This window comes from Streptomyces sp. NPDC047453, assembly GCF_040643155.1.
Classification (GTDB): domain Bacteria; phylum Actinomycetota; class Actinomycetes; order Streptomycetales; family Streptomycetaceae; genus Streptomyces.
In genome coordinates this window covers 1-17,962 of the sequence record NZ_JBEYTS010000057.1, presented here as the reverse complement: position 1 = coordinate 17,962, position 17,962 = coordinate 1, and the positions used below count along the sequence as shown (strand labels likewise).

16 protein-coding genes and 6 pseudogenes are annotated in these 17,962 nt (G+C 68.8%); 12 read left to right on the top strand and 10 right to left on the bottom strand.

Annotation, left to right across the window (positions count from 1 at the left end):
• The first annotated feature begins 19 nt into the window (after window positions 1–19).
• Window positions 20–442, top strand: coding sequence for a PPOX class F420-dependent oxidoreductase (locus tag ABZ818_RS32290; protein WP_361422486.1), 423 nt, complete (start codon window positions 20–22; stop codon window positions 440–442).
• A gap of 87 nt (window positions 443–529) precedes the next feature.
• Here the strand turns inward: ABZ818_RS32290 and ABZ818_RS32285 are convergent.
• A pseudogene (locus tag ABZ818_RS32285) lies at window positions 530–2,034 on the bottom strand (helix-turn-helix transcriptional regulator).
• Window positions 2,035–2,162: 128 nt separating this feature from the next.
• Window positions 2,163–2,450: pseudogene (locus ABZ818_RS32280) on the bottom strand (transposase); the annotation flags it as partial.
• Window positions 2,451–2,664: 214 nt separating this feature from the next.
• Between ABZ818_RS32280 and ABZ818_RS32275 the strand changes: the two are divergent.
• Window positions 2,665–2,833, top strand: a pseudogene (locus ABZ818_RS32275) (IS5/IS1182 family transposase); the annotation flags it as partial.
• 254 nt (window positions 2,834–3,087) lie between these two features.
• Here the strand turns inward: ABZ818_RS32275 and ABZ818_RS32270 are convergent.
• A pseudogene (locus ABZ818_RS32270) lies at window positions 3,088–3,165 on the bottom strand (DDE transposase family protein); the annotation flags it as partial.
• A gap of 294 nt (window positions 3,166–3,459) precedes the next feature.
• Between ABZ818_RS32270 and ABZ818_RS32265 the strand changes: the two are divergent.
• The 5 genes from ABZ818_RS32265 to ABZ818_RS32245 all read left to right on the top strand — a co-directional run bounded on the left by ABZ818_RS32265 (window position 3,460) and on the right by ABZ818_RS32245 (window position 7,308).
• Window positions 3,460–4,293 (top strand): PIG-L family deacetylase, encoded by an 834-nt coding sequence (locus ABZ818_RS32265; protein ID WP_361422483.1) that lies wholly within the window; start codon window positions 3,460–3,462, stop codon window positions 4,291–4,293.
• A gap of 410 nt (window positions 4,294–4,703) precedes the next feature.
• Complete coding sequence (locus ABZ818_RS32260) at window positions 4,704–5,171, top strand: hypothetical protein (protein ID WP_361422480.1); 468 nt, start codon at window positions 4,704–4,706, stop codon at window positions 5,169–5,171.
• A 182-nt stretch (window positions 5,172–5,353) separates the two neighbouring features.
• Entirely contained in the window at window positions 5,354–5,641 is a 288-nt protein-coding gene (locus tag ABZ818_RS32255) for a hypothetical protein (protein WP_361422477.1), read from the top strand.
• A 292-nt stretch (window positions 5,642–5,933) separates the two neighbouring features.
• On the top strand, window positions 5,934–6,548 hold the full coding sequence (locus ABZ818_RS32250) for a DUF4240 domain-containing protein (RefSeq protein ID WP_361422474.1): 615 nt from the start codon (window positions 5,934–5,936) through the stop codon (window positions 6,546–6,548).
• Window positions 6,549–6,930: 382 nt separating this feature from the next.
• On the top strand, window positions 6,931–7,308 hold the full coding sequence (locus ABZ818_RS32245) for a hypothetical protein (protein ID WP_361422471.1): 378 nt from the start codon (window positions 6,931–6,933) through the stop codon (window positions 7,306–7,308).
• Here ABZ818_RS32245 and ABZ818_RS32240 read toward each other — a convergent pair.
• Together ABZ818_RS32240 and ABZ818_RS32235 are read right to left on the bottom strand one after the other, a co-directional pair.
• Window positions 7,277–8,098: a DUF427 domain-containing protein gene (locus tag ABZ818_RS32240; RefSeq protein ID WP_361422468.1), complete on the bottom strand. Its 822-nt coding sequence runs from the start codon at window positions 8,096–8,098 to the stop codon at window positions 7,277–7,279. The two genes, ABZ818_RS32245 and ABZ818_RS32240, sit on opposite strands and share 32 nt — an antisense overlap.
• A 720-nt stretch (window positions 8,099–8,818) precedes the next feature.
• Window positions 8,819–9,787, bottom strand: a complete 969-nt coding sequence (locus ABZ818_RS32235; protein WP_361422465.1) for a helix-turn-helix domain-containing protein — start codon at window positions 9,785–9,787, stop codon at window positions 8,819–8,821.
• A 70-nt stretch (window positions 9,788–9,857) separates the two neighbouring features.
• Between ABZ818_RS32235 and ABZ818_RS32230 the strand changes: the two genes are divergently transcribed.
• Window positions 9,858–10,181: a cupin domain-containing protein gene (locus tag ABZ818_RS32230; protein WP_361422462.1), complete on the top strand. Its 324-nt coding sequence runs from the start codon at window positions 9,858–9,860 to the stop codon at window positions 10,179–10,181.
• Window positions 10,182–10,544: 363 nt separating this feature from the next.
• Here the strand turns inward: ABZ818_RS32230 and ABZ818_RS32225 are convergent, their stop codons facing one another.
• A complete protein-coding gene (locus tag ABZ818_RS32225) occupies window positions 10,545–11,087 on the bottom strand; it encodes an MFS transporter (protein ID WP_361422459.1) in 543 nt (180 codons plus the stop codon).
• A gap of 178 nt (window positions 11,088–11,265) precedes the next feature.
• Here ABZ818_RS32225 and ABZ818_RS32220 point away from each other — a divergent pair, with 178 nt between their 5' ends.
• From ABZ818_RS32220 to ABZ818_RS32210, 3 genes and pseudogenes are all read left to right on the top strand, one after another.
• A complete protein-coding gene (locus tag ABZ818_RS32220) occupies window positions 11,266–11,850 on the top strand; it encodes a DinB family protein (RefSeq protein WP_361422456.1) in 585 nt (194 codons plus the stop codon).
• Between the two features lie 36 nt (window positions 11,851–11,886).
• A pseudogene (locus ABZ818_RS32215) lies at window positions 11,887–12,711 on the top strand (IS5 family transposase).
• A gap of 76 nt (window positions 12,712–12,787) precedes the next feature.
• Window positions 12,788–13,330, top strand: coding sequence for a GNAT family N-acetyltransferase (locus ABZ818_RS32210; protein ID WP_361422453.1), 543 nt, complete (start codon window positions 12,788–12,790; stop codon window positions 13,328–13,330).
• Window positions 13,331–13,565: 235 nt separating this feature from the next.
• On the opposite strand, the gene ABZ818_RS32205 is transcribed toward ABZ818_RS32210, so the two are convergent.
• On the bottom strand, window positions 13,566–13,772 hold the full coding sequence (locus tag ABZ818_RS32205; RefSeq protein ID WP_361422450.1) for a transposase: 207 nt from the start codon (window positions 13,770–13,772) through the stop codon (window positions 13,566–13,568).
• Between the two features lie 94 nt (window positions 13,773–13,866).
• On the opposite strand from ABZ818_RS32205, the pseudogene ABZ818_RS32200 reads away from it, so the two are divergent.
• Window positions 13,867–14,516: pseudogene (locus ABZ818_RS32200) on the top strand (DUF6461 domain-containing protein).
• Window positions 14,517–14,728: 212 nt separating this feature from the next.
• Here the strand turns inward: ABZ818_RS32200 and ABZ818_RS32195 are convergent.
• The 3 genes from ABZ818_RS32195 to ABZ818_RS32185 all read right to left on the bottom strand — a co-directional run bounded on the left by ABZ818_RS32195 (window position 14,729) and on the right by ABZ818_RS32185 (window position 17,858).
• Window positions 14,729–15,571 carry a PhzF family phenazine biosynthesis protein gene (locus ABZ818_RS32195; protein ID WP_361422447.1) on the bottom strand — a complete coding sequence of 281 codons (843 nt, stop codon included), beginning with the start codon at window positions 15,569–15,571 and terminating at the stop codon, window positions 14,729–14,731.
• A 655-nt stretch (window positions 15,572–16,226) separates the two neighbouring features.
• A complete protein-coding gene (locus tag ABZ818_RS32190) occupies window positions 16,227–17,327 on the bottom strand; it encodes an NADH:flavin oxidoreductase/NADH oxidase (RefSeq protein ID WP_361422444.1) in 1,101 nt (366 codons plus the stop codon).
• 288 nt (window positions 17,328–17,615) lie between these two features.
• Window positions 17,616–17,858, bottom strand: a complete 243-nt coding sequence (locus ABZ818_RS32185) for a DUF302 domain-containing protein (RefSeq protein ID WP_361422441.1) — start codon at window positions 17,856–17,858, stop codon at window positions 17,616–17,618.
• Between the last annotated feature and the right edge of the window lie 104 nt (window positions 17,859–17,962).

The following is a 17,962-nucleotide window of genomic DNA, read 5'->3' as shown; positions in this document are numbered from 1 at the left end:
GCTGTCGAGGAGAAGCACGATGTCGAAGCCTCCGCTTGCCCCCGATGCGATCGCCATGATCAAAAAGGCCAATCCGGCGGTCATCACCACGCTCCGGCCGGATGGCCAGCCCGTCTCCACCGCCACCTGGTACCTATGGGAAGACGACGGCCGCGTCCTGGTCAACATGGACGAGGGCCGCAAGCGCCTGGAGCATCTGCGCAACGACCCACGAGTCACCCTCACCGCGTTGGACGAAGTCAACTGGTACAACCACATCAGCCTCATCGGCCGGGTCGCTGAGATCCGGAACGACTCAGACTTCGCTGGCATCGACCGGCTCAGCCGGCAGTACCTCGGCACGCCCTACGCCCAACGAGACCGGCCGCGGGTCAACGCCTGGATCGAGATCGAGCGCTGGCACGGCTGGGGCGCGTACAAGGACAGCAGCCAGGCAGGCTGACCAGTGTCCGGGCCGTCCTGAGGTACACAGATTCCTGCAGTGCCGTGTCGTCGGACCCGACTCGCCGGCGCGGTCCGTCCGGACCTGTCAGCTCTCCCGTTCGATCCAGTCGCTGCCGCCCAGCGGGTAGTCGTAGCCGGGGCGGCCGACGTCGGCGCTGGTGCGGAACGGGGTGCTGTTGCTGCCGATGTGGACGGTGCCGTGACGGCTGCCGCTGGACCAGTCCAGGGTGAGGTCCCAACGGACGTCGTGGGCCTTGGTGTGAGCGGTGACGTAGAAGACCTCCGGATCGGACTCGCTGACCTTGTACGGGAAGTCGCGCTGGCCGTTCTTGACGGTGACCGTGGGCCTGCCGTTGTCCAGGTCGATGTCGAACGACTTGGTCTCGACGCCCCCGCCGCAGCCGACGCCCATCGAGTAGTCGTTCCAGGCGAGCGGCACTCCTTTGGCGACGACGCGTACGTGCAGCGCCTCCAGCACGACGGTGTCCGCGCCGGTGCCCTGGATCGTCAGGGCGACACGCTGTTCGCCCGAGGAGACCGCCATTGCGCTGCGGCCCAGCGCGGGGCGTCCTGCTCGTTCGCGGGCGGGCCGACCTGCTCGGGTGCGCTGTCGACGAGGAAGTGCTGGCTGCACGAGTCGTCGTAGACGTAGGGGCGGGTGCCGACGGTGAGCGGGGTGGCGTCGGTGCCGCTGCCGCCGGTGGGCTCTGCCGCCGCACTCTGCGTGCCGCTGCCCCGCGAGGCACCTGAGCCGGTGGCAGAGGCGGAGGCCGACGCGGACGACATGCGGCTCTGCCCGCTCGCGGACGGGGCGGCGGCCGGTGTGGCGTCGGCCGTGCCGCTGATTGCGGTGGGACCGGCTGCCTGCTCGTCCCGCGCGTCATTCCCGTTTCCGCCCGCCAGCGGATGGACGACGGGCACCACGGCCCCCAGCACGGCGGCCACCGCGGCGGAGGCGATCAGCGCGATACGGCGGCGCCGTGGCACCGCGGGTCCTCGCACCACACCGACGACAACCGGCTCGCCGTCCCCGCCCCGTCCCCGCGATGCCGCTGTGCGGGCCGAGTCCGTTCCCCGGGCCGGGGCCGCGGCGGAGCCCGGCAGCGTTGCCGAGCCCGGCTCCGTCAGGCATTCCGCGCCCACCCGTTCCGCCGAATCCGCCGAATCCGCCGCCGGAGCGGTGTCAACCGCCTGCGGCGAACCGGCCGCAGGAGCTACCCCGGCCGAACCGGCCCCCTGGGGGGAATCCTTCGCCGGGGTGGGATCCACGGTGGTACCGCCCTTCCCCCGCGTCGCCGGGACCCGGTCCTCCCTGCGCCCCCGTGCCGCGTCCGCCAGGATCCAGCGCCGGTGCAGTTCCACGAGTTCCTGTGGCGTTGCCCGGCACAACCGTGCCAGGCGTTCCACCGGCGCGTACTCGTTCGGGACCGCAATGCCGTTGCAGTAGCGGTGCAGTGTCGAAGTGCTCATGTGCAGCCGCTTGGCCAGCGCCCCGTAGCTCAGTTGCGATCGGTCCTTGAGCTCCCGCAGCAGCGTCGCGAACTCCTCCGCCTCCCCGGCCCTTGCAGCCCCTGCCACCCGTTCCTCCATCCCCCGCGTCCCGTTCACGCATTCCAGGGGCACTGTGTCCCACCTGGTCAGAGCCCGTTTCGGTGTTCCAGTGTCCCCAACTCCGCGCCGTGCGTGGCGGCTGGGACGGATCACCCCACAAGCTCCAGTCATCCAAGCACCACACCCACCCCAACAGCGAAAGGGCACAGCTGCATGAGGGTGCAGGCGATACTGGTGAAGGCGAGGAAGTGTTCGGCCTTGCGCTCGTAGCGGCGGTGAAGGCGGGGGCAGCCTGCCAGCCAGGAGACAGTCCGTTCAACGACCCAACGGTGGCGGCCCAACCGCTGAGAACCTTCCATTCCCCTGCGGACAATCCAGTGCCGGATGCCACGATCCGATAACCATCGCCACAGGTGGGCGTGGTCGTACCCCTTGTCTGCATGCAGTTTTGCCGGGATCTCGGCGAGGATCCGTGCACCTGTGAGGGTGGCCAGGCCAGGGAAGCTCGTGATGATCTCCGCGTCGGGATGCTGCAGGAACAGCTCCTCAGTGTCGTGAGCCAGGTCGTCGCAGGCCTGGCAGGCAGCGTCAAGCTGGGCGAGGAGGGCAAGCGTCTGCCGCCCCATCGCCTTCTCGATCAGGGCGGGTTGGCGGAGCCAGGTCCGGCGGAACACCATCCCGGAGCCGAGGGACCAGAGGGCCAATCGCCGGACGCCGTGGCAGCGGAGGCAGCTGGCCCACCGGCTCCGACAAGGAGCAGTACAAACGCCACAACGAAGTCGAGCGGACGATCAACCGCCTGAAGAGCTTCCGAGCCGTCGCGACCCGCTTCGACAAACCTGAGCACACGTACCTCGTTTTCATGGCCCGGGTCCTCGTCATCGCGAACGTGGAGGAGCCCGTAGGAACCAGGGGTAACCACTGCCACATGCTCCACGCGCGCAGGGAGGTTCCAGGCGAAGGCGCTCGTCTCGCGCACCCCGTAACGGGCTTGGCAGCGACTGTCCGCCGGCGCAGGAGCGAAAGGCGAGCTGGGGCGACCGCGGACTCCACACCCTGCCCGTCGCCGACACTCCACTCCCCTACGGGCATCCCGGCGGGCGGCCGGCGAACCTGGACCTCGGTGGCGTCCAGGCGGAGCTCGATTTCCTCGGCCTGGGCGTAGCCGAATGCCCAGGTCGAGCTTGCTGCCGTCGACGACGCACGGCAGTGCACGGGCTCCAGCCAAGGCGCAGGAGTTTTCCCTTGCGCGGCGGGAACAGCCGATCCGGTCAGCACTGTTGCACCAGCCGAGGGACCGGCGCCGCGCGGGGCGGGGAGCAGAGAGGCCAAAAGATCGTCCGCCGCGACGTGATCCGGGGGCTCCCGGGTCCGCGGTACGCCCGGTCACCCGATACCGGGGCGACCCCTCATACACCTGCCGCAGACTCGGACCGCGGCCTTTTCATACAGGAGGACTGTTTCATGAATGACCGGCCCTTGACGCTCATGGCGGTGCACGCCCACCCCGACGATGAGGCCACTGGAACGGGAGGTGTCCTCGCACGGTACGCGGCGGAGGGCATCCGCACGGTCCTCGTGACGTGCACCGACGGTAGTTGCGGCGACGGACCGGGGGGTGTCAAACCGGACGACCCCAGGCACGATCCGGCAGCCATCGCCTTGATGCGGCGCCAAGAGCTTGAGGCGAGCTGCAACATCCTGAAGGTCAGTCATCTGGAGACGCTGAACTACGCCGACTCCGGGATGATGGGCTGGTCGACCAACGACGCGCCCGGATCCTTCTGGCAGACACCCGTGGAGGAGGGCGCTGCCCGACTCGCGGAACTCTTGCGCCGCTACCAACCCGATGTGGTCGTCACCTACGACGAGAACGGCTTCTACGGCCACCCCGACCACATCCAGGCAAACCGCATCACGATGGCGGCGCTGGCGATGACCATGTCGACACCGAAGGTGTACTGGACGACGGCGCCCCGCTCGATGATGCAGCGGTTCGGGGAGGCCATGCGCGAGTTCGGTGCGGACTGGGAGGAGCCGGATCCCGCCGAGGCCGCCGCGATGGCCGAGATCGGACTCCCCGACGAGGAGATCACTACCTGGGTGGATACCACCGGGTTCGGCGGTCAGAAATTCGATGCGCTGGCCGCGCACGCCAGCCAGGGCGAGAACATCTTCTTCCTGAAAATGGGCCAGAAGAGGTTCACCGAATTGATGGGCGTCGAGACCTTCGTACGTGTCCAGGACACCACCGGCGCGGCCGTGCCCGAGAACGACCTCTTCGCTGGTCTGCGCTGATCTGCCCGCCTTCCCGGGCCTCAGAAAGCTCATGGTCCGTACGGCTCGATCGGCGTGCTCGCACACCCGGAAGCTTGTTCACGTGGGTTCCGCTCCGGCGGCCCCTGATCATCAGGGTGGCCCTGATCTGGGGCGCTTCTGACTCTTGTTAAGGCCACTTTTCGGGAGCCAGAGGATCAAGCGGTCCGAGGTGCTCTCGCCGCACGGTGGCGGCAGATTGCCAGGGGCTGCAGCCTCAAGCTGTGGCGCCTGGCGTTTCTGCCCACGCCCAGGCCCAGGGCGTAGGTCCACGGTTTACGATCGCGGTGCTTCGGAGGGGGTGCCGCGTGGGGCAAGTGGGAGATCCCGGGGTCGCGCGTCGGCGGCGGATTCGGCGTGCCGCGGTGAGTAGCGGTTCGATGGTGGGCTGCATGGTGGTCGCGCAGCTGCTGGTGGAGGGGTTCGGCACGCCGCTGCGGTGGTGGCTGGTCGTCCCAGTCGCCCTGGTGGGCGGCGCGTTCGCGGGGTGGCGGGCGGCACGAGCGGGCCGGATCACCCGAACCCGCGGCGAGGTGATCCGGCGCCGCGAACTCCTGCTGAGTGCGTACGAGGTGCGCTCCCCGTACGACATGAGCGCGCCCACGTCACAGTACGATGCCGCCCGCTTCGAGCTGCGGGTGACGAACCGCGGACTCCAGATGTGGGACGGCACCACGCAGTTGTGGAGCCACCCGTGGCGGACACTGCACCTGACCGCCGAAGGCAAGGTCCTCGTCATTTACCACGAGGGCGAGACGATCGGCCGGATGCTGGTGCGCACACCGGACGGCTCGCCGAGCGAACTCCTGTTGGCCGCACGACGGTTGCAGGCCCGCGGCGCCCAGGCCGACAGGGCCTAGGTGTATTGGTCACGAGCGTTGTTGACGCCGATCAGGCTTGATCATGGCGAAGACCTCCGGTGTGGCGGAGCTGTCCAGGACTGCACCGCACGGAGATCTTCGTGTCCCGAGGCGTGATCAAGCTGCCTGCCACATAAGCCGGTGGCGGCCGATTGCGGCGACTCGCGTGAGATCATCTGTCCATGAGCAGCGACCTGGAAGTGAGTGCTCTGGCGATCAATGTCACGATCCCGCAGGCGCTCCGCTGGACGGACACTCGACGTGGTGAAGCGTTCACGCTGACCACACTCAACGTCCGGCTTCTCCCGGACGGTCACCTCGCCGCAAAGGCCTATGGCCGACCAGTCGGTGGTGGTCGGGGCGCATACGTCTCGTTTCCTGTCCCCGACAAGCCCGAACTGGCGGCTCTGATCGCTGGCGCTGCCAGCCGTGCCGGGGCGTTGTGGGCCGCCCATCGTGGTCTCGGCTGAGCTTGGTTCGGCTCGAAGGCCGACGGTGGGAGTCCCGGACTTCGCCCTCGCGGCGCGGCCCAGGAGGGTAGATCTTCTTGCGTGACGCGAGTGCAACTGACGGATGAAAGGGGGCTGCTGCGTCGAACAAGCACACCCGAAGGAGCCCAGTCAGGTACGGATGAACGTGCTCAGTCTGTGAGGTGTGGGAAGCCCTTGCTGGACAGCCTGCTGTGCATGGTGGTAGACCCACCGCTGCTGTTTCCGCATGGATTTCTCGGGTGTGTCAGTGGCGGCTGCGATCCTGTGCCGCATGGACGAGAAGACCTTCTGGGCGCCCATGGACGAATTGAGCCGTCGCCCCGGTGACCGGAACGAGCGGCTGGATTGGCTGCGCGGGGAGTTGCTGCGCCGGCCGGCCGCGGCGGGCGTGGAGTTCCAGGCGCACCTGGAGGCCGCGTGCGAGGCCGTCGCCACGGGCGCGCTGTGGCGGGCGGTGAGCCGGATCGAAGGCGGCTCGTGTACCGACGACGGCTTCGACTATTTCGCGGTTTGGCTGGTGGCGCAGGGGCGGGGGACGTACGAGGCGGTGCTCGCTGATCCGGACGCGCTCGCCGACGTTTCCGAGGTGCGGGCCCTGGCGGGCCGGCACCTGCGGGAGTGGCACGACGACGAGTGGCCGGAATGGGAGGAGCTCGACTACGTGGCGCAGGATGCCTTCGACGAGCTGACCGGCCAGGAGGACGACTGCGGGGACGCGTTCTACGAGGCCCTGGGCGCCGTCCAGGAGGCGCCGGCGGAGTGTGAAGAGGGGGACGAGACCGTGAGGGCCACGACGAGGGGTGCGATACTCCGGCTCGCCGCGGGGGCGGGGACACCTCGGCTCGACGCCCTCTTCCCGGTGGAGGCACGCGCGCCTAGTCAGTGACGCGGCGCCGTGTCAGAAGGACACTACCCGCGTCGAACGCGGCCGGGGCGTCGGCGTCCGCGAGGGGGACTCCGCGGTGTTGACGGACATCCGACTGAGCAAGTTCACCCGTACCAACCTGGGCGCTTTGACAAGGACGGCGACAGTCGCGTCCATTGTCGCCAGGGTGCGCCCGCCGGGGGCGAACTGCAGGCCGGCCTCGCGTCCGCAGGCGGCCCGCCTGTACCAGGTTGTGTCGATCCGGTGGTGCAACCTGACGTCCCAGATATTGATCCTCCCCTGGGTGCACAGGGCCACCGCGTCGGGGGATGTGAGGGATGCAGTTCCCCCGTGACCTCACCCCACGCGCCCGACTCCCCCATCCCACACCCATCCCCAGGCGGTGCCGCTGCTCACCACGCATCTGCCGGCGGTCCCGCCGGCCCGGTGGCCCGCCGCGGTGCTGCGTGATCACGAGCGGGTGCTGGTCCTGCTGCGGGGCGCCGGTATCGACGAGGCGGGCGCGTCGGCCGTGTTCCGCGCCTTCACCGCCTGGCTGCTGGGCTATGTGTCCGTGAAACTGCGGCCCATGGTGGACAACCCGGAGGAGCCCGACCCGACCTTCCGGCTCGGGCTGCACCGGCTGTCCGCGAAGGAGCTGCCGACCCTGCGGGAGATGGCGGCCGCACTCGCCGAGCAGGGCTGGCCGGAGGGCCCCGCGGCCGGGCTCGACGCCCTGCTCGACAGCTTCACGTGCGGCTCCCCTTCAGCATCCGGCTGAACGGCGTGTCCGGGCGCTCCAGGCGCTCGCCGTCGAGAGTGATGTCGACGACCTCGTTGAAGAAGGCCAGCCGCCCCTGGATCACCGCCACCGCGGGCAGCGGCTCGGGGTAGCTCCAGAGGATGTTGGGCGGCACCTCGCCCCCGCCGCGCCAGGACCAGTACTCGGCGGTGCCCTTGTAGGGGCAGCCGGTGTGGTGGTCGGTGGCGTCGAACAGGTCGAGGCGGACGTCCGCGAGGGGGAGGTAGTAGCGGGTGGGCAGGGCCGTCTCGAAGAGCAGGACGGGGGCCCGGGTGTCCGCGACGGTCTGCCCGTCGATCTCGACCCGCACGTGCCGGCTGCTGGGCAGCGCGTCCACGCGTTTGTGCGGGTCGCGGGGGTGGATGAAGATCTCCTCGTCCTCCTCGTACCAGTGGTCGAGGCCCGTGTCGGTGCGCAGGAACCACTCGAAGGCGATGTGGCCGGCCAACTCCTCGGCGGGGAACGTCCAGGCCGCGTTGTCGCGCACCTCGCCGTCGGCGTCGAGGTCGTAGAAGACCTGGGAGCCGGTGTGCGTGCCGGTGGGCGGGGCCTTTGCCGGGCGGAGGAGGTCCGTGCGGACGTCCTCGCGCGGGAAGGCGTACTGCGGCACGGGCAGGTGAGGTTCCCAGACGAGCACCGGGTGCCGGCTGTCGACGACGGTGACGTCGCCCTTGCGGCCGCGCACCCAACGCTCGCTGGGCTCCCACTGGAGTCCTTCGGGGGTGGTCCTGATCGAGCGGGCGGCGGGGTGGGCCGGGTGGGTGGTCATGGCCGGTGCTCCTTCCAGAGGTCCGGATGCCGGTTCCTCTCCACGGTCCCACGATGCCGTGACGGGTGAGGTGACGTCGCCTTCGCAGGCCGCCTCCCGCGAAGGCCCCCGCCGGTCAGGCGCGGCAGTAGCGGCGCGGGTACTCGCCGGGCACGGAGATCCCGGCTTCGACGCGAGGGCGATCGGGTTCAGCCGGACGCCCTGGCATGCCGTGCAGTCGCCCAGAGTGATGAACCTTCGATGTTGGCGCGGCCGCGTCCGCTGAGCGAGCTGCGGTCGCGCTTGAGGTTGGTCCGGGCGAAACACGCCACCAGGCCTTCGTAGGAAGTGGCCCGAACTGACGTACTGCTTCCAGTCCATGCTCCCCACCTTGCGGGTGGGAAACTGGATGGCGCACTCGCCCAGTGACTTGGAGCGGTCGAGCATCCGGTCGACCTCGCCGACGGCGAGCCGGCACCGGTGCGCGACTGGCTGCCGGAGCCGGCCCACGCGTTCGGCGCCAAGACGCCGCGCCGCGTCCCGGCCTGGCTCGTCCGCTTGCTGACCGACGAGTCTGCGGTGGAATGATGACGCGGGCTCGCGGGATCTCCAGCGAGAAGGCAAAACGCGAATTGGGCTCCGGTCACGGGGACTGCTTGATCGGGTCCCGCAGCGTCTCGCGCACCCTCGGATTGTTCCGTACGAACTGCGGCGACGCGCGATATGAACGCGCGGCGACTGTTATGACGTAGGCGTGCCGGGGCTGCGGCCGAAGGTGCGGCGGTAGGCGGCCGGGGTGGTGTGGACCGCTGCGTGGAAACGCCTGCGGAGGTTGGTGGCCGAACAGAGCCCGACCTTGGCGGCGATCGCCTCCACGGGCAGGTCGGTGTCCTCCAGGAGGATCCGGGCCGCCATAACGCGCTGGTGGAGGAGCCACCGTCCCGGAAGGGTGCCGACTTGCTCGGTGAACCTGCGGGCGAGGGTACGTGGGGAGAGGGCCGCCTGGGCGGCAAGGTCGTCGACGGTGAGGGGCTCCGCGAGGTGTTCGACGGCCCAGTCCAGGACGGCGGCCAGTGTGTCCGGCGGGGCGTCGGGTCGGGTGGGCGCAGCGTACTGCAGTTGCCCGCCTTCCCGGTGCGGCGGCATGACCATGTGCCGGGCGATACGCGCGGCGTGGGCGGCGCCGTGGTCGGTGCGGACCAGGTGCAGGCACAGGTCGATGCCCGCGGCGGTCCCGGCGCTGGTGGCGACGTCGTCCAGGTCGATGTAGAGCGTGTCGGCCTCGACATGGACCTTTGGGAAGCGGGCGGCAAACTCGGCGGCCATCCGCCAGTGGGTGGTCGCCCGCCGGCTGTCCAGCAGCCCTGCCTGCGCGAGCAGGAAGGCGCCGGAGCAGATCGCGACGATACGGGCGCCGCGGCGGTGGGCCTGACGCACTGCGTCGAGCACAGCGGGCGGGGAAGATTCGTGGCGGCGCTGCAGGCCAGGGATCACCACGGTGTCCGCGGTCTGCAGTGCGTCGAGTCCGTGCCCGACCGCCATGTCGTAGCCCGCCAGCGTCGCAACACTGCCGGGTCGTTGGGTGCACACGCCGAAGTCGTAGCGGCTGGGGAGCCCGTGGCGGGACAGGCCGAAGACCTCTGCGGCGCACGCCAACTCGAAGGTGGACTGCGGCGGCACCACCAGGGCGACCACACGATGAAGAGACACGGCAGAAAAGTACCCTCTCGCGTCTTTCTGGACACTGGGACGTGGTGATCGGGGCCGCGACAGTGGACACATGAGTCACGAACCCATGCAGATCCAGGTCCTCAACGCCCACGACGTCGAACCGGTGGAGGTCGCTCCCGGAATCACCCGGCGGCGTCTGCCCGCCACGGAATGGGCGCGGGGATGGATGTACGACTTCGCCCCGGGGGCGGAGTGGCCCGAGGTGGACGTGCACGAGGACGAGGAACGCTACTACGTGGTCTCAGGGGAGTTCATCGACCGCGGGCACCGCCTCGGACCGGGCAGCTATGTGGTGTTCGCGCCCGGGAGCACGCACCGCCCGCGCACCGAGACCGGCGCCCGCATGCTCGGAATCAGCATCCTCGGTCACTGACCGGCCCGTTGCGCACCGGCCGGCGTGCGGAGCACCGCCGCTGCTGGGCAGGCCCGGCATGCCCCCCCGGCCTGTCCTCCACCTGCTCGGTCACATGTCGTGAGCCATTCGATCACGCGGGGCTGAACGCAGCCCTGCGGAACGTCCACCGCGCGGGAATGTTCGCGGAAGTACGCGACGGCGACCGCCCGTCGGTGAGTTCTACCCCGCGGAGTGCCCCGCCGTCGGCGAGCAGTCCGGGCACCGGCCCCTCCATCACTTCGACTCCGCGGGCCCCGAGACAGCTCCGTCGCCGCTGGGAGCGACATGTCAACGAGCAACGCCCCCGCCATCGGGCAGGGACGGTGCTCGAGATGGTCTGTTTCAGGATGCCTTTTGGTCGGCGGGCTTCTCGATCTCGGTGGTCACCCGTGCCCCTCGGAAGAGCACCGGGAGCCACAGGAGACATGCCAGCAGGGGGGCCGCGGCGTAGGTGGCCATGCCCACACTGGAGCCCAACCCGTCCATGAGCGCGCCGAGGACGAGATAGCCGATGCCGATGAGCGCCGACTCCACGAATGCGATCATCGACAGCAGGCTCGCCCGGTGGCGCGACGGCACGGCCTCGTTGAACACGTTGTCCACGATCACGGCGGTGATCTCGGGAATCCCGACCAGGACCAGGAACGCGGCGATGGTGACCCAGACAAGGCCGAGGCCGCTCAGGCGGAGCGCCACGGCGAGCGTCTGCACCTGGCCGATCACGATGCTGGCACGCCTGCCGATTCGGTCAGCGATGACTCCCGTCGGCAACTCCGCAAGTCCGCTGACCAGGTAGAGCAGTGTCTGAAGTAGGGCCACTTGCCCGGCGGAGAAGCCTCGCTGCTGAAGGAAGAGGACGAGTACGTCGCGCTGGAACACCGCCAAGGGCCTACGTGGTGCCGGTCATGCCGCGGGCTCCCCCTGGTGACTCCGCTGATCAGTTTCGCGAGCTTCTTGTAGCAGGTCAGGGCGGCGGCCATGACCAGGCCTCGGCTCTGCCAGTCGTTGCGGACCGCGTATGGGATCTTGAGACCACGAGCAGCCCATGGCAGGCTCATGCCGCATGATCGATGAATTCGCGAAAGACAACCTGCACGGGAGACTGCGGCGGGACCGCAAGGCGCTGCTCTGGAAACTCGACGGCTTGTCCGAATACGACGCCCGCCGACCTTTGACAACGACCGGGACCAACCTCCTCGGCCTGGTCAAACACGTGGCCACCGTCGAGGCCAGGTACTTCGGCGAGGTCTTCGACCGCCCTTCCCCGGAACCGCTGCCCCGGTGGCAGGACTCCAACGGCAGCGATCTGTGGGCGACCGAGGACGAGACCCGCGATCAGATCATCGGGTTCTACCGGCGCACGTGGGAACACTCGGACGCGACGATCAACGAGCTTCCCCTCGACGCCCCCGGCCACGTGCCGTGGTGGCCGGATCCTTATGCCGACACGAACCTGTTCGCCGTCATGGTCCATGTCCTCGGCGAGTCCATCCGGCATGCCGGGCACGCCGATATCCTGCGCGAGGGCCTCGACGGCCGGACCGGGCTGCGCGCCGAACACGAGAAGCAGATCGACGAGGAAGCCCGTGCAGCCTACTGCGCGAAGATCGAGCGGGCCGCCAGGTCGGCCGCACCAATCAAGGCTTAAAGGTTGTCTCACGTGACTTGATGTTCGTGCGGCATGATGCCGGTCGTGGGTGCTGATCTATCGGAGCGTCTGGTTCCTGATGAACTCCGGGAGCTGGCCGCCCCGTTGCTGCCGTCGTTCGCTGCCCGTCCGCAAGGTGGTGGGACCGCTCCGCGCGACGAGCGGGCCGTGTTCACGGCAGTGGTGTACGTGCTGACCAGCTGCTGTGCCTGGCGGCATCTGCCGTCGACGTTCGGCACGTCGCCCGCCACCACGCATCGCCGCTTCACGGTATGGACCGAGGCCGGCCTGTGGCGTCGGCTGCACCGGGCGGTGCTGGACGAACTCGGGACCCGGGGCGAGGCGGACTGCACCTCGGCGATCGTCGACGCGGCCTCCGTTCGCGCCAAAAGGGGGGATCGCTGACCCGGCCGAACCCGGTCGATCGCGGCAAGAAGGGCAGCAAGCTGCACGTGCTGTCCGATGCCCAGGGCATCCCGCTCACCGTCGCCGTGTCCGGCGCGAACATGCCCGACAGCCTCGCCCTCAAGCCGCTCATCCGCGGCATACCCGGTCCGGTCCCGCCGGGGACCACGGCGGCGCCAACCCGTCAAACTCCGCGCGGACAAGGCGTACTTCTCCGCCGAACACCTGGCCTGGCTGCGCGAGCGCGGGCTCGTCGCGCGCATCGCGCGGCCCGGCATCGAGTCCGGCGAACGCCTCGGTCGACACCGCTGGAAGATCGAGCGGTCGATCGCCTGGCCCTTCGGCTACCGCCGCCTCACCGTCCGATACGAACGAAAGGGCTCGCACTTCCTCGCCTTCCTCGGCCTGGCCGCCGCCCTGACCTGCTACAAGAAGCTCGCAAAACTTGCCACGTGAGACACCCTCTAAAGCGTGTTTCGAAAGTGCCTGGTGAGGGATGACTGAGAGCCCATTTGTAATCCAGAATGATTGGATGGTCACGCTTGAGACTCCCCGTTTGATCCTGCGTCGCTGGCGCGAGGAAGACGTTGCGCCCATGGCTGCCGTCAATGCCGACCCCGAGGTCATGCGGTGGATCCGTGACGGCAGCGTCCGTGACGAACAGCAGACTCGCGACGGGGTCCAGGCATGGGAGAGCGAGTGGGAGTCACACGGCTTCGGCCTGTTCGCCGTGGAGATCCGGTCCACTGGCGAGCTGGCCGGGTTCACCGGCCTTTCAGTGCCCAACTTCTTGCCGGAGGTACTGCCGGCGGTTGAGGTCGGCTGGCGGCTGGGACGTTCCCACTGGGGGCAGGGCTTGGCCACCGAGGCCGCTGCGGCCGCTGTACGGTTCGGGTTCGAAGAGCGAGGGCTGGAGCGGATCGTCAGCATCGCTCAAGTGGGCAACGACGCCTCCGAACGGATCATGAAAAAACTGGGGATGCATCCGGTCCGAGAGACCGTCAATCCCACCTGCGGTCGGCGAGTACGGGTGTTCGAGTTGTCGTCGGACCAGTACGTGACAACCACTCGTTGATGGCGGCAACGAGGACGGTAGCGTCGTAGCGGACCGCGAGTTTGTCGTACCTGGTGGCCACGGCTCGATGTCTCTTGAGGCGATTGATGCCGCATCCCCTTTTTACGCGCACCGGCGGCGTGCTGGTGGCGCACACGATCGTGGAGTCTACGTTGAGGTCCCAGGTGATCAGCTCCTTGGCATCCGCCCGGGCCTGCAACGCGGTGAAGATCCGATGCCAGGCGCCGTCCCGCTGTCATCGACGGAACAGGTCGTACACCCGACCCCAGGGTCCGTACTCGGCGGGCATGTCCCACCACGGGACACCGGTGCGGACCCGGAACCGTATGCCGTCGATCAGCTGTCGCCGGGCCCACGTCAACGGACGGCCGGGCTTCTTGCCCCTCGGCAACAACAGCTCCAGCACCGCCCATTGCTCGTCCGTCAGATCTCCACGTGCCACGAACCAAGATCATCCCACGACCAAGATCTACTTTCGATATACGCCGTAGCCCGCTTCACCGACCTTGTCAGTGGTGGCAGGCAGACTCTGGTGCATGACTTCGGTGACCGCGCATGACTACGCCTGGATACGTTCCTCCCTGTTTCTCCGCTACGCGCTGGAAACTGGGTACACCCTGACCCTGGTACGCGGCGTTGCCCCAGAGGAGGTGCTGCGGGTGATGGAGGCGGAGCCGCAGGGCACGTGCACGGGGGTGGACGCGCTGATCGAGCAGCAGGAGGAACTGTTCGAAGCGACGGACTACTCCTACGAGTCCTTCATCGCGGGCGCGTTCACGGTGCCAGGCGCGGGCGGCGACTGGGCACTTGTCCTGCACTTCGACGGCGGCGTGGCGATGCAGCCGCGCTTCCTGGAGGCCCTGTCGGCGGGCGGGCGCGCCGTGGTGCACTCCAGCAACGGAGGCAAACCATCCACCTGTTCCACTGGTACGAGGACGGGGAGCTTCGGACCTCCTTCGAGTGGCCCACAGCCAGAGAGGGCAGCACCCCCGACGCCCTCAACTCGGTGATGCGTGAGGCCGGTTTCAATCTATCTGACGACGAGGGCGACACCGACGTGTACGTCAAGAAGGCCTCGGTCTTCGCCCTCACCGAGCGGCTGACCGGTGTGCGGGTGACGGAAGAACTGCTCCACGATGCCGAATACCAACTCGGCCATGTGCTTGATGAGCCCGCCGAGGAGTGAACCGGCATCGACATCACCGACGCCAGCGGTTCCTGCGCCGACCGCGGCCCGTTCCGTCTCCTCCACCTGCCCGGGGCGGCGGACCTTCTCCGGCTCGAGGATCAGGAGGTCGCCGATCTCGCAGCCGAGGACGACGCAGATGACCAGATGCCCTTGTTCGCGGCTCTCCGCCGACACCACATGACGGTCCCGTCCCGGCCCCGGTGGGGCGGTCAGACAGAGATGGTGCCGCGGATGCAGACGGTGGCGGCGCCTGTGACCCAGATGGCGCCGTCCGCATCGGCGGTGATCTCGATGCTGGCGGCCCGTCCCAGCCTCGTGCCCTGGGAGACCCGGTAGGTGGAGGGTGCGGCACCGGTGGCCGTGAGCCATTGCCCGACGGCGGCGTTCATGCTGCCGCACGTGGGGTCCTCGGGCACGCCGGCACCGGGGGCGAAGTTGCGGATCTCGAAGTTGTGCCCGGATCCCTCGGGGTAGGCCCCGATCGCGCCGACCATCGCGGCCGGGATGAGGGACAGGTCTGGTTCGAGAGCGAGGACCTCCTCGGCGGTGCGCAGCTGGAGCACGGCCCAGCCGGGACCGTTGTCGACCCACTGGTGGGCCACGACCTGGTCACGCGTGATGCCGAATGCGGCGACGATCTGGTTCAGATAGGTGTCATCGAGCGCGCCGTCGCGGACGCAAGGGGGCGCGGCGAAAGACAGAGTGCCCTTGCCGTGGCGCACGGTGACCAGGCCGGCGGCGCACTCCTGCACGATGCGGTCGGCGTGTTTCGGCGTGCCGCCGCCGTCCAGCCAGGCGCGTGCGGAGCCGAGGGTGGGGTGGCCGGCGAAGGGCAGTTCGCCCTGGGGCGTGAAGATGCGCAGCCGGTAGTCGGCTTCGGGGGCGGTGGGGAGAAGTACGAACGTGGTCTCGGACAGGTTCGTCCAGCGCGCCAGACGCTGCATCTCCTCGTCGGTCAGGTCCGTCCCATCCAGGACGACCGCAACCGGGTTGCCGCTGCAGGGGACCGTGGAGAATACGTCGACCTGGGCGAACGAGCGGGTGCGCGGCATGGTCATCAAGGGTCTCTCGGTAGCGGCTGCAGCGGATTCTGCGCGTCCCACCCTTCGGCGGAAGCAGGTCCATCCCAACCGGAGCACGGGCGGGCAGGACAGGGCCAGTGGCGACAAAGTGGCCTGATCATCCCTGCCTTGAGGACGAGCCGTACACCAGGCACCCGTTGGATCCTTCACTCGGTCGGCAGGTTCAAGGGCGGCGGTTCTCTCGTATGGCGCATGGTCGGCTTGCGGAAGATGCGCTTCATGACGGTCCCCTGTCTCAGTCGAAGTGGCGGATGTGGACGGCGGTTGCGGGGCATAGGGCAGCCAGTCACTGGCCGTTCCGACGGTGACGAACTCGGCGACGGCGGTCGCGGATTCCAGGGCGGTGGTAGTGGTGAGGTTCTGGATGCGGGGGTCGAAGGCGAAGAACGCCGTCGCCTCGTCGCGAGTGGTGCCGATCAGCAGCGCCTTGCCCTCCAAGGCGCCGTCGGCAAGGGCCTGTTGCCGGGTGAGTGGCATGCGAGGGGGCGCCGAGGACCGGATACATCGGCGGGGCGGCGTTACCCGGAGCTGCGCGGCGAGCCGGCCGTAGGTAGGTGCCGGCCGCGGCCCCGGATCCCCGGCGCCCGGTACCGCGGGCGGAACCTCCGTCCCGCCCGCGGTGTCGTCACGCGTAGTGGTACTGGACGGGGGCGGAAACCTCGCCGCCGAGCTCGGCGGCGGCGTGACGCGCCCAGTACGGGTTGCGCAGGAGCTCACGGGCCAGGAGGACGGCGTCCGCCTTGCCGGAGGTGATGATGTCCTGGGCCTGGGCCGGTTCTGTGATCATGCCGACGGCCGCCACGGGCATTCCGGTCTCGTTGCGGACCCGCTCGGCAAAGGGCACCTGGTAGCCGGGGCCGACCTCGATCCTGGCGTCGGGGGCGTTGCCCCCGGTGGAGACGTCCATCAGGTCCACTCCCCGTGCCTGGAGTTCCTTGGCGAAGCGGACGGTGTCGTCCGCGGTCCAGCCCTCGCGGTCGTCCTCCGGGTTCTCCGTGAGCCAGTCCGTGGCGGAGATACGGAAGAAGACCGGCAGCTCCTCGGGCCACGTGGCGCGGACCGCCTCGACGACGTCCAGGGCGAACCGGATCCGGCCCTCGAACGAGCCGCCGTACTCGTCGGTGCGTCGGTTGCTGTGAGGGGAGAGGAACTGGTGGATCAGGTAGCCGTGCGCACCGTGGATCTCGGCGACTTCGAATCCCGCCGCCGCCGCGCGCCGGGCGCCGTCGGCGAACTGCTGGACGATCTCAGCGATCTGCTCCTTGCTCAGCTCGTCGGGCGTCGTCGACGACTCGGCGAAGGGAATGGCGCTGGGGCCGACCGGCTTCCAGCCGTAAGGCTCGTCCAGGGTGATCTGACGTCCGCGGTCGACCCAGGTGCGTTCGGTCGAGGCCTTGCGCCCGGCGTGCGCCAGCTGGATGCCGGGAACGGTGCCCTGTGCCTTCAGGAACGCGGTGATGCGCTGGAAGGCGGCGACCTGCGTGTCGTTCCAGATGCCGAGGTCGTAGGGGCTGATCCGACCCTCGGGGCTCACCGCCGTGGCCTCCGTGATGATCAGACCGGTGCCGCCGGAGGCACGGGCGGCGAGGTGGGCGAAGTGCCAGTCCGTCGGGGCGCCGACCGTCTCGCCCTCCGGGGCCGCGCTGTACTGACACATCGCCGCCATCCAGATGCGGTTGGGGATGGTCAGCGACCTGACGGCGTAGGGGGTGAAAAGGGTACTCAAGTCCAACTCCTCGTAAGCGACCTCGGGGTCTGCGGTGAGCGCCGGCGTTCAACTCCTGTTGACCCGGTCCGACCTCGCCCACATTTAATTGCATCCGCCGTCATTCTACCCTAGCCACATACTTGCGCGCGCAAGTAGTCAGGAGTGCGCCTCCTGCCGTCGCCGCAGAGCCAGACGTGGTGATCCCCGCGTCGAAGCCGGGGCGCGAAAAGGGACGCCGGCCATTGCGGGCTCTGGCCACCGACGACCCGACGGCCGGGCTGTAGGGGGGCGGCCCGGCCCTCGGAATCACAGGTGAGGAGGTGCGTCGCCGCCGAGGAGGGTGATCAGCCGAGCGAGCAGCGTGTCGAGTTCGCGGCCGACGTCGGCGATCCGCGGGTTGCCGTAGCTGGCGAACAGCAGGCTGGGCTGGTCGACGGCGAGTTTGGTGTCGCCGTCGGGGTCCGCGTAGAGCAGGGTCCGCAGAGGCGCGTGCAGCATGACCGACAGGTCGTGGCGGAACATGCGCTCCGCGATGGTGTGGTTGCCCATCAGGTACTGAGCTTGATTTTTATCCCCGCTGCTGTTTCAGGCGGACGTGTTCGGTGAGGGTTTCGGCTCGTTTCACGGTCTTCCCGGGTTCGTGCCGCGGTGCT